A 25,074-nucleotide genomic window follows, 5' to 3' on the forward strand; every position below is an offset into this window, starting at 1 on the left:
GGCGCGGAAGGGCTCGGCCAGGGGCGCGGCGGGCTGCGGGGCGCCGTCCCGCGGCACCGGGGCGGTGGCCTGCGCGGCATCCAGCGCGAAACCGAGTGCGGGCGGGCCGGAGGGCACCACCTGCGGCGCGCATCCCGCCAGCGCCAGGGCGGCGGCCATCAGGCAGCACGGGAGAACCGGAATGCGGTGCGGCATGCGGCCTGGCATAGCGGGGGGCGGGCGGAGCGGTCCATGCCAAAGGTGCAGGCCGGGCCGGCGTCATTCGTGGCGGGTGGGGACGGCCGGGGTGGTCGGTGCTGGCGGGGCTGGCGGGGCGATGGGCCGCCGCTGCTCACTTGCCCGCATTTTCTTCTTGCCAATCCATGACAGAAAATCCATCTTTGCCGCGATCCGGGCCCCTCTGACGAGTGGGTGGACGCTGTTCGCAGCGCAACCGCCCCCGTGATGTCGGATCGACGACTGCGCAACAGGGCCCGGCACATGCACCTTTCCCGACGAATCCCAGGATTCGTGCGGCTGGGCCCCCAACAGAGGAAGCCTGCCGCATGGAGGCATCGCCAATTTTCTGGGTCGCGTTTAACGCGGCCGTGCTGGGCCTATTGCTGCTCGATCTCGGCGTATTCGCCAAGAAGGACGCCAATGGCGACCCGACGCCGGTGCCCGTGCGCACCGCCCTGTTCAAGTCCGCCGCCTATATCGCCCTGGCCGGCCTGTTCTTCGTCTGGCTGCGCATGTCCTACGGCACCACCGAGGAAGAGCGCGCGACCAAGAGCCTGGAATTCCTGACCGGCTACGTCATCGAGTGGTCGCTCTCGGTCGACAATATCTTCGTCTTCGTGTTGCTCTTCGCCAAGTTTGGCGTGCCGGCGGCCTACCAGCACCGCGTGCTGTTCTGGGGCATCCTGGGCGCGCTGGTGATGCGCGGCGTGATGATCCTGGTGGGCACCGCGCTGCTGCGCGAGTTCGACTGGCTGATGGTGCTGTTCGGCGCCTTCCTGATCTGGTCCGGCTGGAAGATGCTGCGCTCGGCCGGCGAGGAGGAAGACCCGACCGACAACCGCATCCTGGCCTGGATGCGCCGGCGCCTGCCGGTGACGGACGGCTACCGCGGCAACGCCTTCACGGTACGGGAAGCCGGCAAGCTGATGGTGACGCCGCTGCTGCTGGTGCTGGTGCTGATCGAGCTGACGGACCTGTTCTTCGCGCTGGACAGCATCCCGGCCATCTTCGCCGTCTCGACCGACCCGTTCATCGTCTACACCGCCAATGTCTTCGCCATCCTCGGCCTGCGCGCGATGTACTTCGCCCTGGCCGGCGTGATCCATCGCTTCAAGTACCTGAAGCATGGCCTGTCGATCGTGCTGATGATCGTCGGCGTGAAGATGCTGGCCAACTGGTACGCGGGCGGCAAGGCCATCCCGGTCGAGTACGCGCTGATCGCCACGGGCAGCATCATCGCCGGCTCCATCGCGCTCTCCCTGTGGAAGACGCGCGGCGACAAGCTGGTGGAGGAGCACCCGAAGGTGATCGAACAGGGCCGCTGATGCGGGCCTGAACACTCCCTCAGGGGCGAGGCTGCCCTAGGGGAAAAGGCTGGAGGAAGAAGGAATTCTCCCTCCAGGCCTCCCTCATCTTTTTCTGCGCGTTGGGGGTGCGCTGGCGGGGTGGGAGCCCTGCGGCGCGGATGTTGGTCCTGGGGTGACAGGCCTTCAGGGTGTCATCGGCGGGCCCTCCTGGCCACCCGAGAGGGGGCCGCCGACAGACACCGGGCAGCGTCTGCCAGTACCACCGCTGTCGCTGCAAGTTGAGTATAGAGGTCCAGGGCGGAAGCCCTGATGAATCTCAAAGGCCACGCGGGGCGAGCCCTCGGTATCCAAGGGTAAGGCCCTCGGACCATATCCGCCGCGAGCGGACGCAGAAGCCAAGCTCCCGCTTTTACCTATTTTTAAGCCTTGGCTCACGGCCAGAGCTCCCGGCACACCCGGCACGCCTGCCGGGCTACCCTCCCAAAGCCACGTCGCACAATGCGCAAAAAGAAGATGGGGTCTGGTGAATTCTTCCCCAGCCTTCCCTTCCCTACAGGCCGCCTCGCCGCCGCCCCCCCACGAAGCCCGCGTTATGCTGCCGGGCCGGGCAACAAGGCTGGGTCCGACAACGTGCTGCGCCTTGATGGCGACCAGGAAGGCCATTGGGTAACGGATACCCCCGTACCGATGCAGTGTCCGGTCAGCGGCGCCCGCCAAGGCCCCGCCTGGGGGGCCCGACATTGCGGTCCCGCCATGTGCCACGGGCTTTGCCCCAGGGCGCCTCTCGCCCTATGGTCCGCCCGACCCCTGCCGAACATGCGGAACCCAGGCCGATGCGCGACGCGAAACTGACGGGCTACACCCCCAAAGCCACCCCCGGCGTGACGCCGGAAGAGACCACCATCGTCCATAGCCGCGTCGTCGGCTGCGACAATGGTGGCGGCACGCTGGGCCACCCGCTGGTCTATCTGCGCATCGAGGATACGCAGGTGACCTGCCCCTATTGCTCCCGCACCTATGTGCTGGCTGAGGGCGCCGGGGACGATGGCCATCACTAAGGGTCCCGCCGCCAAGGGGGGCACCGGCCCGGCCGACCTGCCGCCCGAGGTGGTGCGCCAGGACCAGCCCCACCTGATCCTGGTGGATGGTTCCGGCTACATCTTCCGTGCCTTCCACGCGCTGCCGCCGATGACGCGCCCGGACGGCACGCCGGTGAATGCCGTGTTCGGCTTCACCAGCATGCTGGGCAATTTCCTGACCAAGCATGCCGGCAGCCACATCGCGGTGGTGTTCGACCATTCGCGCACGACGTTCCGCAACCAGATCTACCCCGACTACAAGGCCCACCGGCCGGACCCGCCGCCAGAGCTGATCCCGCAATTCGCGCTGATCCGGGAGGCGACCGCCGCCTTCGGCATCGCCTGCATCGAGCTGGAGAACTACGAGGCGGACGACCTGATCGCCGCCTATGCGCGCGTCTTCGCCGAGGAGGGCGGGCAGGTCACCATCGTGTCCTCCGACAAGGACCTGATGCAGCTGGTGAACCCCAGCGTGCAGCTGCTGGACCCGATCAAGCAGAAGCCGATCCGCGAGCCCGAGGTGTTCGAGAAGTTCGGCGTGACGCCGGACAAGGTGGTGGACGTGCAAGCGCTGGCGGGCGACAGCACGGACAACGTGCCCGGCGTGCCCGGCATCGGCCTGAAGACCGCCGCGGCCCTGGTGCTGGAATATGGCGACCTGGAGGGCCTGCTGGCCGCCGCCGACCAGATCAAGCAGCCGAAGCGGCGTGAGGCGTTGCTGGCCAATGCCGAGCTGGCGCGCATCAGCCGTCGGCTGGTGGAGCTGGACACCCACACGCCGCTGCCCCGCCCGATCGACGCCCTGCTGGCCCAGCCGCCGGAGACCGGCCGGCTGGCCGCCTTCCTGCGCGACCAGGGTTTCCGCAGCCTGCTGCACCGGCTGGGGCTTGAAGGCGGCGAGGGCATGCCGGCCGTCAGCCAGCCGCGCCACGCGCCGCAATTCATCGCCGCCCAGGCGGCCGCCGCCGAGCCGGTGGGCACGCCGCCGGAAGACGCCGCCGCTTTCGGCCCGTACGAGACCGTCACCGACCTCGACACCCTGAACCGCTGGGTGGAGGAGGCGCAGGCCGCCGGCACCGTGGCGCTGGATACCGAGACGGACAGCCTGGACGCGCTGCGCGCCAGGTTGGTCGGCATCTCGCTCGCCATCGCGCCCGGCAAGGCCTGCTACATCCCGGTCGGCCACGGGCCCAAGCCGGGGACGGGCGACATGCTGGAGGCGGCGCCCGAGGCGCCGGTGCAGATTCCGCTGGCGCAGGTGCTCTCCGCCCTGCGGCCGATGCTGGAAGACCCTGGCACGCTCAAGATCCTGCACAACGCCAAGTACGACCTGGAAGTGCTGGGCCGCCCACAGGCCGAGGGGGCCAATAGCGGCATCGACGTCGCGCCGGTGGATGACACCATGCTGATCTCCTACAGCATGGACGCCGGCCGGCATGGCCATGGGATGGACGAGCTCTCGCTCCGCCACCTCGGCCACAGCCCGGTGCCCTATGACCAGGTGACCGGCACCGGCCGCGCCCGCATCCCGTTCAGCCAGGTGGAGCTGGACAAGGCCACCGCCTACGCGGCCGAGGATGCCGACGTGACGCTGCGGCTGTGGCAGATGCTGAAGCCGCGCCTGCGCACCGACGGCGCCCTGGCGCTGTACGAGCATGTCGAGCGCCGCATGATCGGCGTGCTGCGCGACATGGAGGTGGAAGGCATCAAGGTCGACGGCGCCGAGCTGGCCCGCATCGGCGAGGATTTCTCCGCCCGCATGATCACGCTGGAACAGCGGATCCATGAACTGGCCGGCAAGCCCTTCAATGTCGGCTCCCCCAAGCAGTTGGGCGAGATCCTGTTCGACGAGCAGAAGCTGCCCGGCGGCAAGCGCGGCAAGGCCGGCGCCTGGGGCACCGATGCCAGCGTGCTGGAGGACCTCGCCGCGCGCGGGCACGAGCTGCCGCGCGAGGTGATGAACTGGCGCCAGTTGTCCAAGCTGAAATCGACCTACGTGGAAGGGCTGGCGGCGCAGATCGACGCGCGCGATGGCCGCGTCCACACCGATTTCTCCATGGCCATCACCTCCACCGGCCGGCTCTCCTCCACCGAGCCGAACCTGCAGAACATTCCCATCCGCACCGAGGAAGGCGTGCGCATCCGCCGCGCCTTCGTCGCCAAGCCCGGGCATGTGCTGCTGGCCGCCGACTACTCGCAGATCGAGCTGCGGCTGCTGGCCCACCTGGCCGACGTGCCCAGCCTGCGCGAGGCTTTCGCCAAGGACGAGGACATCCATAGCCGCACGGCCGCGGACATCTTCCACCTGGAGCCGGGCAAGGTGGACAAGGAAAGCCGCCGCCGGGCCAAGACCATCAATTTCGGCATCATCTACGGCATGTCCGCCTTCGGCCTGGGCGCCCGCCTGGGCATCGGCGCCGGGGAGGCGAAGGGCATCATCGACGCCTATTTCGCCCAGTACCCCGGCATTCGGGCGGAGATGGAACGGCTGAAGGAAGAGGCCCGCATCAACGGCTTCGTCCTGACCCCGTTCGGGCGGAAGCTGTGGATCGACGGCATCGCCTCCAAGGACATGGCACGGCGCGGCAACGCGGAACGCGCGGCCATCAACGCCCCCTTCCAAGGCGGCGCGGCCGAGATCATCAAGCGCGCCATGGCCCGCATGCCGAAGGCCCTGCGCGAAGCCAGGCTGAACGCGAAGATGCTGCTGCAGGTGCACGACGAACTGCTGTTCGAAGTACCGGAGAACGAGGTGGACCAAACCGCCGCCATCGTGAAACAGGTGATGGAAGGCGTCGCGGTGCTGCGCGTGCCGCTGCGCGCGGAAATCGGGCAGGGGCCGAACTGGGCTGTGGCCCACTGAAGGAAGGAAGGCCGGGGAAAGAATTCCCCGGGCCCCTTCTTTTGTTTTTTCGAGTTCTTCGGGTGTGGCCGATGCGGCGTTGGCCTTTCCAGGCAGAGGTAGGATTACGTCGGAAGCTGATGGTTGTCTGGTGGCCGCGATCTTTCTTGCGACCGCACCCGTCGGTCCCCTGAAGCCCCAGGCCAATTGCTAGAAAAAAGATGGGGTTTCAGGGGAAATCATTCCTCTGATCCTCCTCGCGCCTCAGGTTGAATATCGACCGGCTCCAGGATCTCCAGTGACTGACGGTTCAGCCCGCGTGGCCCCATGTTTAAAATCAGCACACAGCGCCCGCTCTCAGTCCTGAAGCGCTGTCCCCAACTCGCAGAAAAAAGATGGGGTCCGGGGAATTCTTTCCCCGGCCTTCCGCTTCAAACCGTCCCGCAGCCACCCATCAGCCGGGCGTCCCCAAGCGAGGCCCCTGGCAGCCCCTCCCTTCAATTCCAAGACGGGCCGTGGCACTGTGGCGGGGTATTTGCCGTGTGGCCGAGGTTGCGCGGCCACCAATCCAGGGAGTGACGGTCATGGCAGGCGTCTTTTGGCATGAGGGCAGGTGGTCCACCCAGGAGCCGAAGCTGCTGGGCCCGATGGACCACGCCTTCTGGCTGGGTTCGATCATCTTCGACGGTGCCCGCGCCATTCGCGGCCTGGTGCCGGACCTGGACCTGCACTGTGCCCGTGCGGTGCAGAGCGCCAGGAACATGGCGATGGCGCCGACCAAGACCGCGGCCGAGATCGAGGCGCTGTGCCGCGAGGGCGTGGCGATGATGTCGGCCGATGCCGAGCTGTACATTCGCCCGCAGTTCTTTGTCCGCAAGGGTATCGGCGCGGCCTTCCCGGACCCGGAGAGCACGGAGTTCGTCCTCTCGGTCTATGAGGCGCCGATGCCGGACCACCGTGCCGGCTTCTCCGCCTGCCTGGTGCCGGAGCGCCGCCCGGCACCGGACATGGCGCCGACCAATGCCAAGGCGTCCGCGCTGTATCCCAATTCCTCCCGCGCCGCGGCTTCGGCGCGCGACAAGGGGTTCCAGAACGCGGTGCTGTGCGACTTCGAGGGGAACGTGGCGGAGTTCGCGACATCCAACCTGATGTTCGCCAAGGATGGCGTGGTGTACACGCCGGTTGCCAATAACACCTTCCTGGCCGGCATCACCCGCACCCGCGTGCTGACGCTGCTGCGCGAGGCCGGCATCGATGCGCGGGAGGTGAAGGTGACGCCGCAGATGCTGCGCGAGGCGGATGAGATCTTCGCCACCGGCAATTTCGGCAAGGTGCAGTACTGCACCAATTTCGAGGGCCGTGCGCTGCCGATCGGCCCGCTTGGCACCAAGGCGCGGGAGCTTTACTTCGCCTGGGCGGAATCGACCGGCCGGGTGCTGCCGAAGGCGGCCTGAGGGGATGAAGGCCAGGGGAAGGAATTCCCCTGGACCCCTTCTTTTGTCTTCGAGTCTGCCGCCTGTTGAAGCAGGGGCGGGGGGTGGCGAGAAGGTTGAACCATCAGCTGCACGGCGGCGCGCTGCCCTGTGGCGCAACGCCCCTGGCGGCCCCACCCGCAAACAACGCAAAAAGAAGAAGTGGGGGTTTGGGGGAGAATTCTTTCTCCCCCAACCTTGCGCCCCCCTTCGAGGACTCACCGCTTCCCATGCCGCCGCGCCTAACGCACCGACGCCCCCCGGCGCGGCCCCTCCCCCCGCCCCGCCTGCCGGCCGAGCCGCCGCCGGAGATCGCCGCGCGCATCCTGCTGCGGACGGAGACGGTGCTGGTGCTGGACAAGCCGGCCGGCCTGGCGGTGCATGCCGGCCCGCGCGGCGGGCCAAGCCTGGAGGACTGGTTGCCGCAACTGGCCTTTGGCAAGAAGCGCGTGCCGCAGCCGGCGCACCGGCTGGATACCGATACCGCTGGCTGCCTGGTGCTGGGCCGCACCAAGCCGGCCCTGGCCGAGCTGGGCGCGCTGTTCGCCGAGGGCCGGGCCGAGAAGACCTACTGGGCCGTGCTGTCCGGGCCCGGCCCGGCGGCCAATCAAGGGCGGATCGACCTGCCGCTGCGCAAGGTCAGCAGCGCCGCGCGCGGCTGGAGGATCGAAGCCCATGCGGACGGCCAGCCCGCCACCACGCTATGGCGGGTGCTGGGGCGCGGCGGCGGGTTGTGCTGGCTGGAACTGCGCCCCCGCACCGGCCGCACCCACCAATTGCGCGTGCACTGCGCCGCGCTGGGCTGGCCCATCCTGGGCGACCCGTTCTACGGCAAGCCCGCCCCGGGCGGGCTGCACCTGCTGGCACGCGCCATCCGCCTGCCCCTGGAACCGCCATTGGCCGCCGAGGCTCCGGTACCGGCCGCCATGCGCGCGGCCTTTGCTGGTTGTGGGTTTGCCGGGGCTTGAGCGCGTGGTTGAGCGGGGCGCTGCCCTCCTCAACCACTCCCCGCCAAAGGCCTGAGGCCTTTGGAAACCCATTCGTTGGAGAGAGTTCGTAAGGTACGGCTTTACCTGTCTGCGATGTCATTGATCTGCAGACATGCCGGTTTGGCCGCAGACATTGATAAGATGAGCTTGCGGCAGCGCTTCGTCCTGTTGAAGGCCGAGATATAACTAATGTATTGTATTATAATAGTATTCTGAAGGGTACTGCGCCCAGACCCCGCGCAGTGCCGATGATCCGCGGGTGCAGGGGATCGTATCCCCTGCCGGGGGAGCCCGAGGGGGCAGAGCCCTCTCGGTCCACCGCCCCGTCACCATGCCCCCTGGTGACAAGGGGCACACGCATTCCTGACCATCCCTGGACTGGACGAATCCGCCCGGCCCAGGCTCTGCTTCGCACCCGTTTCGACCGGAGGCCTACGACCGATGCGCCGCGCCCTCGCCCTGTTCCTGCTCACCCTGCCGGCCATGCCTGTGATGACGCCGGCCATGGCGGCCGACCTGCCGGTGCGTTCGGTGACGTTGTCTTCCGCCGGGTTGGCGCAGATCGAGCGGGCGGGGCCGCTGGCGGCGGGCGAGGATATCACCTTCCGCGCACCCACCGAGGCGATCGATGACCTGCTGAAGAGCCTAGTGGTGCGAGATGCCGCCAGTGGCAGCCCGCGCATCCGCCTGCCGGCGCAGGATCTGGCGGCCGAGGCGCTACGCGGCCTGCCGCTGCGAGCCGAGGATTTCGCCAGCCGCGCCGCCATGCTGAACGCCCTGCGCGGCCAACGCGCCGCGGCGGCCGGGCAGTCCGGGCTGATCGCCTCCGCCAGCGAGGAGGAGGGCGTACTGCGCCTGTCTCTGCTGACGCCGGAGGGCACGGTGACGGTGAAGGTGGAGGATGGCGCGCCGATCCGGCTGGAGGACGCGGCGCTGAATGCCCGCATCGCCCGCGCCGCCACCGCCCTGGCCGCCGCCAGCGCCGAGAGCGAGCGGGAGATCCGCATCGAGTTGGGGACCGCCGAGGGCCGGCCCGGTTCGTCGCGCGAGGTGGGCGTGACCTATGTGGCCGGGGCGCCGTTGTGGAAGCCCTCCTGGCGCCTGCTGGTACCGCCGCTGGAGCGCCCGGGCGAGGCCCGGCTGCAGGGCTGGGCGGTGGTGGAAAACCGCAGTGGCGCGGATTGGGAGAATATCCGCCTCAGCCTCGTCTCGGGCGATGCGGCGGCGTTCCGCCAGGCGCTGTACACGCCCGTGCTGGTGCCGCGGCCGGAGCTGCCGGTGCAGGGTTCCGCCCCGGTGGACGTGACCGCTGATACCGGCGCCATGCCGCAGATGCCGATGCCGGCCGCCCCCATCGCCCCCGCCCCGCGCGCCTATGCCGAGCGCAGCCGCGCCGCCCCGCCGGCTCCGCCGCCGGAGCCGGCGCAGGCCGCGCCTTCCCCCGGCCGGGTCGCATTTACGCTGGGCACGCCGGTCAGCCTGCGGAACGGCGAGACCGCCAACCTTCCCTTCGCCGATACCGCCCTGGTGGCGGAGCGGGTGTGGTGGGTGCAGGACGCCGTCTCCCGCCACCCGTTGCAGGCGGTGCGGCTGGTCAATACCGGCACGGCGACGCTGCCGGCCGGCCTGGCCACCGTCTACGGCATGGCCGGCACCAGCGCCGAGGCCGGTGGCTATCTGGGCGACGCCGAGCTGACGGCGCTGCCGCCGCGCGACATGCGCATCGTCGCCTTCGCGCGCGACCGTGACGTGCTGATCACCCGCAATACCGAGCGGCGGGAGCGGCCGACCGGCATCACCCTGCGCGGCGGCGCGCTGCGCGTGTCCTACCTGGTGGAGGACACGGTGCTGATGGCCATCGACCCGCGCGGCGCGCGTGGCCGGCTGGTGGTGGACCTGCCCGCCCGCCCCGGCGCCAAGCCGGACTTCCCCGTCAGTGCCGAGGGCAGCTTCGGCCTGCGGCATGAGGCGGTGCTGGATCGCACGCCTACCATTCTGCGCCTGCCGTTCCAGACCGCGCGCCAACGCGACATCCCGCTCTGGGATGCCGGGCTGGGCGACCCGGCGGTGATCGCCTGGCGCGATGTGGATGTGGAACAGCAGGCCCGCCGCCTGCCCGGCGGCCCCGGCACGCTGGAGACCCTGCGGGACCTGCTGGCGACGGCGCCCGAAGGGCTGGAAGGCCGCGCCACCCTGGCCACCCTGACCGAGGACATGGCCACCCAGCGGCGCCTGCTGGAGGAGTTCCTGGCCGCCCGCCGCGCCTCCCTGAACGCCGATTCGGCGCTGGAACGCGCCCGCGCGGCAGCCGAGGACCGCACCGGCGCGGCGCGGGACCAGGCCCGGCAGCGGCTGAACCAGGCGTCGGAAGAGGCGGAGCGGCGCGGCGCGGCAGCGGACGCGGCGTGGGATGCCTGGCGCCAGGGAGCGCGGACATTGCTGGGCCGGGCGGGCTGATAAAGCCTACCTTTTATTACTCTACGTATTGCGGCCGGTGTCTGGCCTTTGCTGCGATGGCGAAAAGGAAGGCTGGGGAAAGAATTCCCCAGGCCCCTTCTTTCTTTTTGTCAGTTTGGTTGGGTGCATTGGGGTAGAGGGTACTCTGGTCTAAGTTATGGCTGGGGCATGGCGGCAATCCGTCGCCCGTGGTGACTAGGCATTCGTCGGGGTTAGTTTGGCCGCTTGCCCCGGCGCCGCACATGGTTCTGGGGCGTCATGCCAGACTCGTAGAAAGAAGATGGGGTCCGGGGAATTCCTTCCCCGGCCATCCTTTCCCCAACAGCCTTCGTACCCGCCAAAATCCCGAATTTCCTTGACGAAACGACCCGCGAAGGACTAGGCGGTTGCCGAGAACCGCGCCGTCCTTTGGGTGGTGGGGTGCCTGGCCGGTGGCCGGGACGGTCTAGGGTGGACCGATATTCCCCCTTATCAGCAGGGCCTGTGCGCGCCGCGATGATCCGGTGCCGGGCCAAGTCGTGCTCGCGCAAGCGGGGGCGCAGGAAACGGCCTGGGTCTCTTGCCTGGGCCGCATGCAGGATAATTCCGCTACATGGCCAATGCCAACAGCTTCGCCACGGCGTCCGCCGAGACCGAAGACTTTGCTGCACTGCTCGATGAGACCCTGGGTGCTGACACCGGCTTCGCCGGCTCCGTCGTCACCGGCAAGGTGATCCGCATCGACGACGACTACGCTGTGGTCGACGTCGGTCTGAAGAGCGAAGGGCGCGTGCCCCTGAAGGAATTCGCACCCCAGGGCCAGAAGGCCGAGGTGCAGCCCGGCGACGTGATCGAGCTGTTCGTCGAGCGCTACGAGGACCGTGACGGCGCGATCGTCCTGTCCCGCGAGAAGGCCCGTCGTGAAGAGGCCTGGACCAACCTGGAGAAGGCCTTCACCGCGCAGCAGCGCGTGAACGGCGTGATCTTCGGCCGCGTCAAGGGTGGCTTCACCGTCGACCTCGGCGGCGCCGTGGCCTTCCTGCCCGGCTCCCAGGTCGATATCCGCCCCGTGCGCGATGTCGGGCCCCTGATGGGCAGCCCGCAGCCGTTCCAGATCCTGAAGATGGATCGCGCCCGCGGCAACATCGTCGTGTCGCGTCGTGCCGTCCTCGAAGAGACCCGTGCGGAGCAGCGTTCTGAGCTGATCCAGGGCCTCAAGGAAGGCATGATCCTGGACGGCGTCGTCAAGAACATCACCGACTACGGCGCGTTCGTGGATCTGGGTGGCGTCGACGGCCTGCTGCATGTCACCGACATCGCCTGGCGCCGCATCAACCACCCGTCCGAGGCCCTGACCATCGGTCAGGCCGTCCGCGTGCAGGTCATCCGCTTCAACTCCGAGACGCAGCGTATCTCGCTCGGCATGAAGCAGCTGATGTCCGATCCGTGGGAGGGCGTCGCGATCAAGTACCCGGTGGGTGCGAAGTTCAGCGGCCGCGTGACCAACATCACCGACTACGGCGCCTTCGTGGAGCTGGAGCCGGGCGTTGAGGGTCTGGTCCACGTCTCCGAGATGAGCTGGACCAAGAAGAACGTCCACCCGGGCAAGATCGTCGCCACTTCGCAGGAAGTCGACGTGCTGATCCTGGACGTGGACGAGCCGAAGCGCCGCATCTCGCTCGGCCTGAAGCAGGCCCAGGGCAACCCCTGGGAGCTGTTCCTGGAGAGCCATGGCCCCGGCTCGATCGTCGAGGGCGAGATCCGCAACATCACCGAGTTCGGTCTGTTCGTGGGTCTGGCTCCCGAGATCGACGGCATGGTCCACATGTCCGACCTCTCGTGGGACGTGGCTGGCGAGCAGGCGATGGCCGCTTACCAGAAGGGCCAGATCGTCAAGGCCAAGGTGCTGGATGTGGACGTCGAGAAGGAGCGCATCTCCCTCGGCATCAAGCAGCTCGAGGCGGACCCCGCCGCCGAGGTGCTGGATCGCGTCCGCAAGAACGACATCGTCACCTGCATCGTGACGAAGGTCGAGCAGAACGGCATCGAGGTGAAGGTCGACGACGTGCTGACGGGCTTCATCCGTCGCGCCGAGCTGGCCCGTGACCGTGGTGACCAGCGCCCCGACAAGTTCGCCATCGGCGAGAAGGTCGATGCGAAGGTCGTGGCGATCGACCGCGCTGCCCGCCGCCTGTCCCTGACCATCAAGGGCAAGGAAGTCGAGGAAGAGCGTGAGGCGATGAAGGAATTCGGCACGACCGACTCCGGCGCCTCGCTGGGTGACATCCTGGGCGCGGCCATCCGCCGCCGTAACTCGATGGTCTCCGAGGACTGATCCTTCCGGCATTCCGGAAGGCTTCGCGGGCGCCCCAGGTGGAAACACCTGGGGCGTTTTGCGTTTGGGGGTGCGGCGCTGGGAGGCCGGGGAAAGAATTCCCCGGACCCCTTCTTTTTTCTGTGAGTCTTCTGGGCGTGGCTGGTGGGGGCGTCCAGCCTTTCCGGGCCTGGGCCGGGGTTAGGCCGAAGGCTGAGGGTTCAGCTTGAGTGGTCGTGGTCTTACAGCGGCATCTGCCGGTTCCAGGCGCAACGCCAGCTGACAGAGGAAAGATGGGGTTTCAGGGGAATTCATTCCCCTGACCTTCCCTCCATCCCTTCCTGACTGCAGGGAAAGAAGGGGTCCGGGACCTGCTTCCCCGGCCTTTTTCTCCCACCGCAAAACCGCAAGACCTCGCACCGCCCCGAGTGGCATAAAAGCCCCGCCGGGCGCGGAGCCGGGCGTGAGCTGCGCCTTCCTCTTGACCCCGCCCGCCGCCTGCCCGCATGGATGCCGCGACATGACCGCCTCCCTCGACCATGACCTGCTGGTGGACCGCCGGCGGCTGAAGCGGCACCTGACGGTGTGGCGCGTGGCCGCCGTGGCGCTGGGCGCGCTGGCGGCCTTCGCGGCGTTCCGCGGCAACATCGCCGATGCCGTGCCGGGTGCCGCCTATGTCGCGCGCCTGCAGGTGGAAGGCACCATCACCGACGACCGCAAGGTGACCGAGGCGCTGGACGCCGCCGCACGCAACAACGCCGTGCGCGCCTTGATCCTTTCCATCGACAGCCCCGGCGGCACCGTGGCGGGCGGCGAGGCGCTGCACGCCGCCGTGGCCCGCTTCCGGGCGCAGAAGCCGGTGGTGGCGGTGATGCGCGGCACCGCCGCCTCCGCCGCCTACATGATTGCGATGCCGGCCGAGCGGGTGTTCGCGCGGGAGAGCACGGTGACCGGCTCGATCGGCGTCATCATGCAGTCCTTCGATGTGTCGGAGCTGATGGGGCGGCTGGGCGTACGGCCGGAGACGCTGGCCTCCGCCGCGCTCAAGGGCCAGCCCAGCCCGTTCCAGCCGATGACCGAGGAAGGTCGCGCCGCCATGCGCGCCGTGATCTCTGACCTGCATGCCCAGTTCGTCACCATGGTGGCCGAGGGCCGCCGCATGCCGGTGGAGGATGTACGCATCCTGGCCGATGGCCGCGTCTATACCGGCCGTCAGGCGGTCGCCCTGAAGCTGGTGGACGCCATCGGCGGTGAGGAGGATGCGCGCGCCTGGCTGGAATCCGCCCGCGCCATCCCGGCCGCCACGCCGGTGCGGGAGCTGGAGACGCGGGACCTGTCCGAGCGCACCTTCGGCTTCGCGCTTCGCGGCATTGCAAAAACTGTGATTTCAGAATGGCTTGCGATTGACGGCGTGCGGGCCGTTTGGCAGCCTTGATCGTGACCTTGATACCCCCGCCCCGAGAGGAGTCAGGCGCGCCATGACGAAGTCTGAATTGATCGCGCAGCTCGCGGCGGCGAACCCGCATCTGCGCCAGCCGGATGTCGAGCTGATCGTCGGCACCATCTTCGACCAGATCAGCGCCGCCCTGGCACGGGGGGACCGGGTGGAGTTGCGTGGCTTCGGCGCCTTCTCCGCCAAGCAGCGGGACCCACGGCTGGGCCGCAACCCGCGCACGGGTGAATCGGTTGAAGTGGCCAGTAAAGCTGTCCCCTACTTCAAGCCCGGCAAGGAATTGCGGGAGCGCGTGAACGGTGGCCCCCTGCAGGCCCCGCGCCGCCCCGCCCGAGCCGCAGCCAAGGCGGATTAATGATGCTGCGTATCCTGCTCGCCGCCCCGCTGCTGCTGGTGCTGGTCCTGTTCGCCATCTCCAACACCGGCCCGGTGGATCTGCGCTTCTGGCCGTTCGACCTTGCCTGGCAGATGCCACTGGCGGGCGCCGTGCTGGGCGCGGCCTTCCTGGCCTTCCTGCTGGGCGCCCTGCTAGCCTGGGGCACCGGGCTGCGCCACCGCGCGCGCGCCAAGCAGCTGCAGCGCGCCGCCCGGCTGCTGGAGGCCGAGCTGGCCGACCTGCGCGCCCGCCAGGCCACCCCGGTGGTGAATACCGCGTCCGGCCAGACGGCCCTGGTGCCAGCGACCCACGCATGACCGCCTTCAAGCCGAACCGCTGCGGCATCATCGCCGCGCTGGATACGCCTGACCCGGCCCAGGCGCTGGGCTGGGCCGAATCGGTCGCGCCGCATGTCGGGCTGGTGAAGGTGGGGCTGGAACTGTTCTGCGCCGCCGGCCCCGGCGTGGTGCGGCAGATCGCCCAGCACCGGCCGGTCTTCCTGGACCTCAAGTTCCACGACATTCCCAACACCGTCGCGGGTGCCGTCCGCTCCGTCTGCGCCGTGGGCGATGCGCCCGGGCCGGCGATGCTGACGCTGCATGGCGGCGGCGGTGCGCCAATGATCGAGGCCGCACGCCGCGCCGCCGAGGAAGCCGCCGGGCCGCGCCGCCCCGCCATCCTGGCCGTGACGGTACTGACCAGCTTCACCGCCGCCCAACTGGCCGATACGGGTGTCTCCGGCGGGCCTGCCCAGCAGGTGCTGCGGCTGGCGCGCCTGGCACTCTCCGCCGGGGCGGACGGGCTGGTGTGCAGCCCGCACGAGGTCAGCCTGATCCGCGACGCCTTCGGCGAGTCGCCGCTGCTGGTGGTGCCCGGCGTGCGCCCCGCCGGCAGCGACAAGGGCGACCAGGCCCGCGTGGCCACGCCGGAAGACACCGCGGCCGCCGGCGCGGACTGGCTGGTAATCGGCCGGCCGATCACGGCCAGCGCCTCGCCAGCCCAGGCGGCGGCAGCCATCGCGGCTTCCCTGGCCGGGTAGCACGGGTTTTCCGGCTCTTTGGCGCGCTGCAATGGTGGTTTCCAGGCTTGGAGTGGGAGGAAGGCTGGGGAAAGAATTCCCCAGGCCCCTTCTTTTTTTCTGCCGGTTTGGCGTTGCGCCTCAAGGCTGAGAGCGAGCGCCGCTCGGTGAGTTTAATAATGGGCCACGCGGACTGAACCGTCAGTCGCTGGAGGTCCAGGACTTCAGGCCCACCCAGCGGCGTTTAAGGCCACGCCCTCGACGGCCACGCCAGAAAAACCGGAAAAAAGAAAAGAAGGATCAAACCTATAGGTTTGATGGGGAATTCATTCCCCGGCCTGGTTCTCCTCAAGGTGTAACTTTCTAACCTCCTGTGCCGCATGGCGTTCCTTCAGCTTGGCCGCTGGGCCGCTACGGGCTGGATTGGCGGGAGATGGTGGCCTTCCCAAGTCTGGCGTGCTGGGCCATTCACGCTGTGGGGCCATCATGACAGAGACGAAAGGGGGCCGGGGGCGACATCGCGCTCCGCCGGCCTTGGACAGTAGCCCATGCAAGTGAAGATCTGCGGCATCAAGGATGCCGAAGCGACGGATGCGGCCTGCCAGGCGGGGGCGACGCTGCTGGGCTTCGTGTTCTATCCGCCATCCCCCCGCGCCATCGGTCCGGAATGGGCGGGGGCGTTGATCGCGCGCATGCCAAAGGCTGTGACGCCCGTCGGGCTGTTCGTCGATGCGGATGACGACACCATTGCCGGCGTGCTGGAACTGGCGCCGCTGCGGCTGCTGCAATTGCATGGCGAGGAAAGCCCGGAGCGTTGCGCGGCGGTGCGGGCCCGGTTCGGGCTGCCGGTGATGAAGGCGCTGGGCATCGCGACGGAGGCCGATCTCGGTTTGCTGGAGGCTTATGCCCCGGCGGTGGACCGCTTCCTGCTGGATGCCAAGCCGCCGGCGGGCGCCACCCTTCCGGGAGGCAATGCCGCCAGCTTCGACTGGTCCCTGCTGGCAGGGCGGGAGATCCCGCGGCCGTGGCTGCTGGCGGGCGGGCTGACGCCCGGCAATGTGGCCGAGGCCATCCGCGCAACCGGCGCGCCGGGGGTGGATGTATCCTCGGGCGTGGAGCGGGCGCGGGGGGTGAAGGATGCCGCCTTGATCGCGGCCTTCGTTCACGCGGCGCTGGGGAAAGAAGGCTGAACCTGGGCTCGGCTGGCAAAAGGGCGGGTTTCGGGCGAATTCCGTCCTCTGGGCTGTCTTCCTTTCCCCTGGCCCTACCCCCGCCCCTTCCCGCGCGCTACACACGATGCCCCGTTCGGAGGGATGGATCGTGAATCAGCCATTGACCAACTCGCTCCGTCAGGGTCCCGATGCGCGTGGGCGCTTCGGCCAGTTCGGAGGCCGCTATGTGGCCGAGACCCTGATGCCCCTGCTGCTCGAAGTGGAGCAGGCCTATGAATCCGCGAAGAACGACGCGGCGTTCATGGCGGAGTGGCGCTGGCTGCTGAAGGATTATGTCGGCCGCCCCAGCCCGCTCTGGTACTGCAGCCGCCTGACCGAGCATCTGCGCGAGGGCGCAGGCCCCGGCATGGGCGCCAAGGTGTACTTCAAGCGCGAGGAGCTGAACCACACCGGCGCCCACAAGATCAACGCCGTGCTCGGCCAGATCCTGTTGGCGAAGCGGATGGGCCGCAAGCGCATCCTGGCGGAGACCGGTGCCGGCCAGCACGGCGTGGCCACCGCCACGGCCTGCGCGCTGTTCGGCCTTCAGTGCGTCGTCTACATGGGCGCCACCGACGTCGAGCGCCAGGCGCCCAACGTGTTCCGCATGAAGCTGATGGGGGCCGAGGTGGTGCCCGTCACCTCCGGCGCCGGCACGCTGAAGGACGCGATGAACGAGGCGCTGCGCGACTGGGTCGCCAACGTGCACGACACCTATTACTGCATCGGCACCGTCGCCGGGCCGCACCCCTACCCGCAGATGGTGCGGGACTTCCAGTGCGTGGTCGGCGAGGAGACGCGCGAGCAGATCCTGGAGCTGGAAGGCCGCCTGCCGGACGCGCTGGTCTGCGCCGTCGGCGGCGGCAGCTCCGCCATGGGGCTGTTCCACCCGTTCCTGGACGACAAGGACGTGGCGCTGTGGGGTGTCGAGGCCGCCGGGCGTGGCATGGACACGCCGGAACACGCGGCGTCGCTCAACCGCGGCCGCCCGGGCGTGCTGCACGGCAACCTGACCTACCTGCTGCAGGACCGGCACGGGCAGATCCAGGAAGCGCACTCCATCTCGGCCGGGCTGGACTACCCGGGCATCGGGCCGGAGCATTCCTGGCTGCACGAGACCGGCCGCGCCACCTATGTCGGCGCCACGGATACCGAGGCGCTGGAGGCGTTCCAGCTCTGCTCCAAGCTCGAAGGCATCATCCCGGCGCTGGAATCCTCGCACGGGCTGGCGCAGGTGATGAAGATGGCCCCGACGATGCGGGAGGATCAGACCATCATCCTCAACCTCTCCGGCCGCGGGGATAAGGACATCTTCACCGTCGCGAAGCACCTTGGGGTGGAGCTGTGAGCCAGAACCAGGCTGACCCGCAGCAGAAGGGGCGCATCGCCGCCCGCTTCGCGCAGCTTAAGCAGGAAGGGCGCGGCGCGCTGATGCCCTTCCTGGAGGCCTATGACCCCGACCCCGCCACCAGCCTGGCCATCCTGCGTGGCATGCCAGGCGCGGGCGCCGACCTCATCGAGGTCGGCGTGCCGTTCAGCGACCCGATGGCCGATGGCCCGACGGTGCAGCTGGCCGGCCAGCGGGCACTGAAGGCCGGCGGCACCCTGGCGGGCGCCCTGGCCATGGTGCGGGATTTCCGCAAGGACGATGGCGATACCCCGGTTATCCTGATGGGCTACTTCAACCCCATCATGTCCTACGGGGTGGAGCGTTTCGCGGTGGATGCCGCGGCCTCCGGCGTCGATGGCCTGATCGTGGTGGACGTGCCGCCCGAGGAAGCTGACGTGCTGGAACCCGCCGTGGCGCAGGGGCTGGACATCATCCGCCTGGTGGCCCCGACCACCGATGACGCCCGGCTGCCGAAGGTGCTGAACGGCGGCAGCGGCTTCATCTACTACGTCGCCATCGCCGGTATCACCGGCACGCGCAGCGCCGATGCCGGCGCGCTGGTGGAGGCCATCCCCCGCCTGCGGAAGTTCACCGACCTGCCCATCGCCATCGGCTTCGGCGTGCGTACGCCGCAGCAGGCGGCCGAAGCAGCGAAGGTGGCGGACGGCGCCGTCGTCGCCTCCGCGCTGATCGAGACGCTGGCGAAGAGCCTGGACGAGAACGGGCGCGCCCGGCCGAACACGGTGCGGCTGGTGCTGGACCAGGTGCGGGAACTGTCCCACGCGGTGCGCGGGAACTAAGGGGACTGCGCCTCCCAGGGGGCGCTGCCCCCTGGACCCCCGCCGGGGTGGAAAGTCCACCCCGGACCCCGCTGCCAGTTTTGCCCGGCCTTGTAGTCAGGGCAGTGCGCTGGCAGCCAGAGCTTTCAAAGTAAGTATGCGGACGCGTTTACAGCGAAGTCGCCGTGTCTAGGGACCCACGTCTGGCCGCGCGCCTCACGTCTTCGGTTGATGTAGCCTTCGGCGATTGCAGAGCCACACAGGCTTTGGCTTTGCTTGTCGCCCCTGAAACTGACGGCGGGGCCTGGGGTGACGCTGCCACCCCAGCGGGAGTGTCCAGAGAGGGCAGAGCCCTTTGGCCCCGCCCCCGCCCCATCACCCTCCAAGCACCCCCTGCGTATTCACATGGACTGAGTAAAGCGACCGGCAGGACGCCATGAACAGCCGGTTACGGAAGCGGCCGCCGAAGGCGACGTTGGCGCACCGTTCCGGCAGGTCGATATGGCCCAGCGCGGCACCGTCCTTGTTGAAAACGCGCACGCCGTTGGTCTCGTCGCTGCCCATGCCCCAGCCGCACCAGAGGTTGCCTTCCACGTCGACGCGGAAGCCATCCGGCGTCTCGCCAGCGGCGCAGCGGATGAGGACGCGGCGGTTGGCGATGCGGCTGCCGGCGACGTCGTAGGCCAGGATCTCGCGCGGTTCCGCCCGGCTGGCGACAATGTAGAGGATGGATTCGTCGGGCGAGAAAGCCAGGCCGTTGGGGCCTGGGATGTCGTCCACCACCTGGGTCAGCGCGCCGGTCTGGCCATCGATGCGGTAGACGGCGTGCGGCAGCTCGGGCTCGGCCTTCTGGCCTTCGAAGTAGCCGCTGATGCCGAAATCGGGGTCGGTGAACCAGATGCTGCCATCGGATTGCACCACCACGTCGTTGGGTGAGTTCAGCCGCTTGCCCTGGTAGCTGTCGGCCAGCACGGTGATGCTGCCGTCATATTCGGTGCGGGTGACGCGGCGGGTCAGGTGCTCGCAGGTGACAAGGCGGCCCTGGCGGTCCCGCGTATTGCCGTTGGCGTAGTTGGACGGCTTGCGGAAGGTGCTGACGGTGCCGGTCTCCTCATCCCAGCGCAGGATGCGGCTGTTGGGGATGTCGGACCACAGCAGCGCCCGCTGGTCGCCAAACCAGACCGGACCTTCGGCCCACTGACAGCCCGAGGCCAGTTTTTCCACGCCGGTGTTCATGATGCGGAAGCGCTGGAAGCCGGGCTCGAAGGCCCGGAAGCGGGTTTCCGGATAATTGGCCGTGGGCTGCCAGGGGGTGTCGTTCTGCATGTCGCGTTCCTCTTCCACCCTTATCGAAGGGCGCTGCGGGCAGCTTGGCATGCAGGGATGGGGCAGGCCAGACACGCCTGGAGCGTGACGGCCGCACGATGGATCGGTCGGAGCGGTGAACCACGCGATCTGGCAGGAAAACCGGAGCCTGCCCGCCGCCTCGGCCTGCGAAGGGCGTCGCGGCTGCGGCGCAGTTTGCGGTCCGGTAAAGCCGGGCGCGCAAAAAAGCAGGGGCCTGAAAGGGGTGGCGCCCGGTCAGGGGGGGATGACCGGGCGCCTTTGGGGGATGTCATTCCTGTGCGGAATGGTCGGGCGAGCCGGTTGGGGAAAAACCTACCGCCTTGCAGCGAACATAGGGCATTTCCCACGTCGCGTAAGGGGAGTCATACGCAACTCAAAAACGTTTGATCAACGAATTTCGGTAGTCGGTGTGGCTATTCCGCAGCAACCGCGGGAATCGGCATCGAATCCTTCTCGACCGCACGGCGGCGGGCGGCGGCGCCGAAGACTTCAAACAGGCGGCGGGAGAGCGGGTCGGACTGCCAGTCGTATTCCGGGTGCCACTGGACGCCGTAGGCGAAGCCCGGCGCACCTTCGACGCGCGCGGCCTCGATCGTGCCATCCGGCGCCCAGCCTTCGGGGATCAGCCGGGGTGCGGGCTGGCAGACGCCCTGGTTGTGCAGAGAATTCACGGGCACGGCATCCGGCCGCCAGTCCAGCCCGGACCAGAGGCGCGCCAGCGTGCCGTCAGCGGCAACGCGCACGGCATGCGCCTTGCCGGTGCGGACCTTGGGCAGCACCTGGTCCACCGGGGTGGAGTGGTCCATGCGGTTGGGCAGGTCCTGGATGCGCTGGTCCAGCGTACCGCCCAGCGCCACGTTGAGTTCCTGAAAGCCGCGGCAGATGGCCAGCAGCGGCACGCCGGCGGAAAGTGCCGAGCGGATCAGCGGCAAGGTGGTCGAATCCCGCTCCGCATCCTCGGGCGTGCCTTCCAGATGTGGCGGGCCGGCATAGAGGGCGGGCTGCACGTTGGAGCGGCTGCCGGTGAGCAGCAGGCCATCGAGGTGCGGCAGCAGCTCAGCCACCACACCCTCCCCCGCGGCGGGGATGAGCACGGGAACACCACCGATCGGCCCGAGCACCACACGGATGTAGTGGTCGGAGACGGCGTGGTTCGGCATGGCCAGAGCACCGAACGCCTTGACGCAGCAGGAGATACCAATCAGGGGGCGCATGACAGGATGGTTGCGCCCGGGCATGGCGTTATCAAGGCAAAATCACGCAATCCTGTGTCCAGGATTCCGGATTTCGGCCCGGCACGGCCTGTTTTCAGCGCACCTGCTCTTCAAAGAAGCGCGGATCGTTGAACGTGAAGATCGCACGGTCGAAGCGCATACCGGTCTGGATCTCGGTCAGCGTCACCCGCGTCTGGTGGCCCTGGGCGTCCGTCACCACCCACTGGCGCAGCTCCATCGGGTCATCGGCGAAGACGAGGACGAGGTTGCCCTCGTTCGGCGCGTCCTTGCGGCGCATGCCGACCTGGATCAATCCACCCACCTGCTCCAGCCGCGTCACCTCCAGGTCGCCGCTGAAGCGGATCTGCGGCCGCAGCAGGAAGCCCAGCGGGGTGGAGGAGACGGGCACGATGCTCGGCTGCCGCAATTCCTTGTCGTAGTGCAGGAACTGGCCGTCCGAGGCCACCATCAGCAACGGCTCCGGCGGATCATACTCGAACCGCATGCGGCCGGGGCGCCAGATCATCGCCGTGCCCTGCGCGGCGGCGCCATTGGCCGAGATCTGCAGGAAGCGCGCCCGCATGGTGGTGAGGCTGTTCAGGTAAGCCTCGATCCGCCCCAGCACCGCGGCGCGGTTGCCCACGGCCTGCGCCAGCGCGGGGCGCGGCAAGACCGGGGAGAGGACGGGCAACAGGGCGGCGGCAAGCAGCGTGCGTCGGAACATGCGGTGTAGTTGGCGTTTCGCGCCGCCTTGCGAAAGGGGCGACGGGCGTGGGGCGGGATGAATTTCCGGCGGGTCTGGGGGGAGCGCTGGCTTGCGGGTAGAGGGTTGGAGGGTTGGAGGGAAGGCCGGGGAAGGAATTCCCCGGACCCCTTCTTTTCTTTCTTCGAGTTGTTCGGGGGTGGCGGTGGAGGGGGTGGTCTGAGTCTCGGCGGGGGGCTGCGGTTCGTATAGCGAGCGCTGAAGGTAGCGCAGGCCGGAGAGCAGGTATTGGGCTGCTGGCACTGGCACTGGCACTGGCACTGGCACTGGCACTGGCACTGGACAGATGGCGTAAAAACACCTGCTGTCACTGACCTACAGTTTGTCCGCCGGATGTAGAAAATATGGAGGGTACGTTCGCTACGAACGGGCAGGCGCGCCGGCGGCCCGTTCGGTCGGCCGACTTAGGCCATCGTCGATGAAACCGGTGACCACGCCCTCCATCTCCAAGCCCCCACCCCAACTCGCAGAAAAAAGATGGGGTCCGGGGAATTCCTTCCCCGGCCTTCCCTCCCCATCGCGAAGGAAGTCCCTACATCGGCCCATCCGGCACAGCGCTGGCGGAGAGGGAGGGGAAGCGGCGGGCGTCCGGCAGTTGGTAGTGCCACCATTCCAGCAAATAGGGTTCCCAGCCCGCCGCGACCATCAGGCCCAGCAGCAGGGCGCGGTTGCGCTGGTCAGAGGCCGGGACGACCGGGCTGCCGTGGGCGGAGGCCGCTTCGGTGGCATCGAAGCCGGTGCCCATGGGTAGTTCGGCGCCGGTCGCGGCATCGCACAGGGTGAGGTCCACGGCAGCGCCGCGGGGGTGCACGCCGCCGAGACGAGGGTCGGAGACGAAGCGCTTGTCCTCCACCGCGTGCCACAGCGCCCACTGGGCTTCGATGGGCCGGAAAGCATCGAAGATCTTGAGGCGCAGGCCCAGGGCGGCGGCCTGGTCCCGCGCCGCCAGCAGGCGGGCGCGGCCTTCGGGCAGCAGCAGGGCCACGGGGCGGCGGTAGATGGGCTGGCCGGTCAGGTTGTCCGGCGTGGCGTAGCGGAGATCGAACAGCAGGCCATCGGCCTCGGTCAGCGGCAGGAGCATGCGCGCATCGTCGCATGGAAGGCGCGGCGTTGCAGCCTGGCCGCGGTGTTTTCCGGCGCGGGCTTCAGCAAATCTGCATCTTTGCCGTGTCACATCCCAGACTGCCGCGCGGATCGGCAGGAGGACATGGTGCTGTGACGACGTTCCCCACCCCGGCCAATATGGCCATGATGGCCACGACCCTGCGCGGTTTGCGCGCGCCGCTGGAGCGTGGCGTGGGCCGGGCCGGCCAGCAGCTGGAACAGGCCATCCAGGCGCTGGACGGCCTGGGAGGTTGCTTCGAGGCGCTGGAGGCGGAGTTGCGCGGCACGGGCCATGCGGCCGCGATCGGCCAGTTGGAGCACGCGGCGACGGCGCTGCGTGGCATTGACGGCCTGATCCGGGCGGAGCGGCAGGCGCTGGAGCAGATGCAGGGGCAGTTGCTGGCGATCGGCGGCAGCCTGGGGCAGTTGGACGCCACGGTGCGCGCGGTGGGCATGCTGACGGTGACCGCGAAGGTCTGCGCTTCCGGCCTGGGCGCGATGGGCGAGGATTTCTCGGCCTTCACCAGCGAGATCGCCCGGTTGTTCGATCTGTCCCGCCGCAGCCTGGAGGGTTTCCAACAGGCGGTGGTGCGGTTGCAGGAGGATCTGCAAGGCGGGCTGGCGCGCCAGGCCGGCTTCGCCCGGCAGCAGGCGGATGCGATCCAGTCGGTGCCAGCCGCGCTGGCGGAGGGTGTGTCCGCGCTCTCCCGCCGCCTGGGGGCGGGGGCGGAGGCCGCCGGCGCGTTGCGGCAGCAGGCGGAAGGGTTGGGGCGGCGGACGGCGGAGGCCATGCTGCTGCTGCGGAGCGAGGATGGCGTGGCGGACACGCTGGAGCAGGCCGGCCAGGCGCTGCAGGCCCTGCCGCCGGAGGGCGGGGCGGCCGGCCGGAATCAGGCCGCCCGGCTGCTTGGCGTGGCCGAGGCGCAGGAGGCGTGGTGGCTGCGGTTGACCGAGAGCCTGCGCGAACTGCCGGCCGAGTTGCGCCGCGTGGCCGCCGCCGGTGCGGAGGCCTGTGGCGCGGCGGAGCGGCGCGGCGGCGTGCTGGGGATGCTGGAGCCGCAGGTGCGCCAGGCGGCGGTGCTGCTGCGGGATTTCCGTGCGGCGCAGGCGGAGGTGGAGGGCGTGGCACGCGGCATCGCCACCGCCGTGGCGCAGCTGGTGGCGCATATCAGCACGGTACGCGGGCTGGAGACTGACCTGCGGCTGATGAGCCTGAACATGACGCTGAAATCCGGCCGGCTGCACGATGCCGGGCGCACCCTGCATACCATCGCGCGGGAATTGCGCACCTGTGCCGACCAGACCACGCAGATCGTCAGCCAGATCACCCGCGACCTCAGCAGCGTGACGGCGCTGGCGCAGGAGCATGCCCAGCGCGGCCGGCTGGCCGAGGAGGTCGAGCTGGAGGGGCTGGACGGCGTCATGGGCGGCGCCATGGACAGCCTGAGCACCGCCGGGCGGCAGATGAGCCAGGCGCGGGCGGCGCTGGAGGACGGCGGCAGCAACGCGGCCACGGCGCTGGAGGCCACATTGGCCGCCTTGGCGGAAGCCGGGATCGCCCCTGCCCTGCGCGACCTTTCCCGCCGCCTGACGGCGGACGCAGACATACGTGGCCGGGCGGCGCCGGTGCTGGAGGTTAGCCTGGCCTGAACGCGGGGTTGTCTCGCGGCCGAGGGGTTCGATGGTGTCCGGGTTGCGAGCGTGTCCGGGTTGCGAGCGTGTCCGGGTTGCGAGCGTGTCCGGGTTGCGAGCGTGTCCGGG

General features: G+C 68.9%; 20 protein-coding genes. 15 read left to right on the top strand and 5 right to left on the bottom strand.

Features of this window, described 5'->3' with window-relative positions; all coding sequences use genetic code 11:
* On the bottom strand, window positions 1-195 hold a 195-nt coding region (locus IBL26_RS13840), incomplete at its 3' end, for a hypothetical protein (RefSeq protein ID WP_206684229.1).
* A gap of 350 nt (window positions 196-545) precedes the next feature.
* Here IBL26_RS13840 and IBL26_RS13845 point away from each other — a divergent pair.
* The 14 genes from IBL26_RS13845 to trpA all read left to right on the top strand — a co-directional run bounded on the left by IBL26_RS13845 (window position 546) and on the right by trpA (window position 18,906).
* Window positions 546-1,544 carry a TerC family protein gene (locus tag IBL26_RS13845; protein WP_187785090.1) on the top strand — a complete coding sequence of 333 codons (999 nt, stop codon included), beginning with the start codon at window positions 546-548 and terminating at the stop codon, window positions 1,542-1,544.
* A gap of 815 nt (window positions 1,545-2,359) precedes the next feature.
* Window positions 2,360-2,584, top strand: a complete 225-nt coding sequence (locus IBL26_RS13850) for a zinc-finger domain-containing protein (protein ID WP_187785091.1) — start codon at window positions 2,360-2,362, stop codon at window positions 2,582-2,584.
* Window positions 2,571-5,468, top strand: a complete 2,898-nt coding sequence (polA, locus tag IBL26_RS13855) for a DNA polymerase I (protein WP_241749368.1) — start codon at window positions 2,571-2,573, stop codon at window positions 5,466-5,468. Before IBL26_RS13850 ends, polA begins: the two co-directional genes overlap by 14 nt.
* Before the next feature lie 563 nt (window positions 5,469-6,031).
* A complete protein-coding gene (locus IBL26_RS13860) occupies window positions 6,032-6,901 on the top strand; it encodes a branched-chain amino acid aminotransferase (protein ID WP_187785092.1) in 870 nt (289 codons plus the stop codon).
* Window positions 6,902-7,149: 248 nt separating this feature from the next.
* Window positions 7,150-7,887 (top strand): RluA family pseudouridine synthase, encoded by a 738-nt coding sequence (locus IBL26_RS13865; protein WP_187785093.1) that lies wholly within the window; start codon window positions 7,150-7,152, stop codon window positions 7,885-7,887.
* Between the two features lie 462 nt (window positions 7,888-8,349).
* The gene (locus IBL26_RS13870) at window positions 8,350-10,365 is read left to right on the top strand and encodes a hypothetical protein (RefSeq protein ID WP_187785094.1); all 2,016 of its coding nucleotides are present in this window, start codon (window positions 8,350-8,352) and stop codon (window positions 10,363-10,365) included.
* 592 nt (window positions 10,366-10,957) lie between these two features.
* Entirely contained in the window at window positions 10,958-12,679 is a 1,722-nt protein-coding gene (rpsA, locus tag IBL26_RS13875; RefSeq protein ID WP_187785095.1) for a 30S ribosomal protein S1, read from the top strand.
* 499 nt (window positions 12,680-13,178) lie between these two features.
* Window positions 13,179-14,093, top strand: coding sequence for a signal peptide peptidase SppA (gene sppA / locus IBL26_RS13880; RefSeq protein ID WP_187785096.1), 915 nt, complete (start codon window positions 13,179-13,181; stop codon window positions 14,091-14,093).
* A 43-nt stretch (window positions 14,094-14,136) separates the two neighbouring features.
* The gene (locus tag IBL26_RS13885; protein ID WP_187785097.1) at window positions 14,137-14,466 is read left to right on the top strand and encodes an integration host factor subunit beta; all 330 of its coding nucleotides are present in this window, start codon (window positions 14,137-14,139) and stop codon (window positions 14,464-14,466) included.
* The gene (locus tag IBL26_RS13890) at window positions 14,466-14,804 is read left to right on the top strand and encodes a lipopolysaccharide assembly protein LapA domain-containing protein (RefSeq protein ID WP_241749369.1); all 339 of its coding nucleotides are present in this window, start codon (window positions 14,466-14,468) and stop codon (window positions 14,802-14,804) included. The genes IBL26_RS13885 and IBL26_RS13890 overlap by 1 nt, the downstream gene beginning before the upstream one ends.
* Window positions 14,801-15,526, top strand: coding sequence for an orotidine-5'-phosphate decarboxylase (gene pyrF / locus IBL26_RS13895; RefSeq protein ID WP_187785098.1), 726 nt, complete (start codon window positions 14,801-14,803; stop codon window positions 15,524-15,526). Before IBL26_RS13890 ends, pyrF begins: the two co-directional genes overlap by 4 nt.
* Window positions 15,527-16,053: 527 nt before the next feature.
* Entirely contained in the window at window positions 16,054-16,695 is a 642-nt protein-coding gene (locus IBL26_RS13900) for a phosphoribosylanthranilate isomerase (protein ID WP_187785099.1), read from the top strand.
* Window positions 16,696-16,801: 106 nt separating this feature from the next.
* Entirely contained in the window at window positions 16,802-18,064 is a 1,263-nt protein-coding gene (gene trpB / locus IBL26_RS13905; protein WP_187785100.1) for a tryptophan synthase subunit beta, read from the top strand.
* Entirely contained in the window at window positions 18,061-18,906 is an 846-nt protein-coding gene (gene trpA / locus IBL26_RS13910) for a tryptophan synthase subunit alpha (RefSeq protein ID WP_187785101.1), read from the top strand. Before trpB ends, trpA begins: the two co-directional genes overlap by 4 nt.
* A 354-nt stretch (window positions 18,907-19,260) precedes the next feature.
* On the opposite strand, the gene IBL26_RS13915 is transcribed toward trpA, so the two are convergent.
* The 4 genes from IBL26_RS13915 to ddpX form a co-directional block, all read right to left on the bottom strand.
* Entirely contained in the window at window positions 19,261-20,211 is a 951-nt protein-coding gene (locus tag IBL26_RS13915; protein WP_187785102.1) for an SMP-30/gluconolactonase/LRE family protein, read from the bottom strand.
* A 434-nt stretch (window positions 20,212-20,645) separates the two neighbouring features.
* Entirely contained in the window at window positions 20,646-21,446 is an 801-nt protein-coding gene (locus IBL26_RS13920; protein ID WP_187785103.1) for a gamma-glutamyl-gamma-aminobutyrate hydrolase family protein, read from the bottom strand.
* A gap of 94 nt (window positions 21,447-21,540) precedes the next feature.
* On the bottom strand, window positions 21,541-22,170 hold the full coding sequence (locus tag IBL26_RS13925) for a LolA family protein (RefSeq protein WP_187785104.1): 630 nt from the start codon (window positions 22,168-22,170) through the stop codon (window positions 21,541-21,543).
* A 571-nt stretch (window positions 22,171-22,741) separates the two neighbouring features.
* A complete protein-coding gene (gene ddpX / locus IBL26_RS13930; protein WP_187785105.1) occupies window positions 22,742-23,290 on the bottom strand; it encodes a D-alanyl-D-alanine dipeptidase in 549 nt (182 codons plus the stop codon).
* A 134-nt stretch (window positions 23,291-23,424) separates the two neighbouring features.
* Here ddpX and IBL26_RS13935 point away from each other — a divergent pair, with 134 nt between their 5' ends.
* Window positions 23,425-24,963, top strand: coding sequence for a coiled-coil domain-containing protein (locus IBL26_RS13935; protein ID WP_187785106.1), 1,539 nt, complete (start codon window positions 23,425-23,427; stop codon window positions 24,961-24,963).
* The last annotated feature ends 111 nt before the right edge of the window (window positions 24,964-25,074 follow it).

Origin of the sequence: Teichococcus aerophilus (assembly GCF_014490485.1) — a bacterium.
GTDB classification, from domain to species: Bacteria; Pseudomonadota; Alphaproteobacteria; order Acetobacterales; family Acetobacteraceae; genus Pseudoroseomonas; species Pseudoroseomonas aerophila.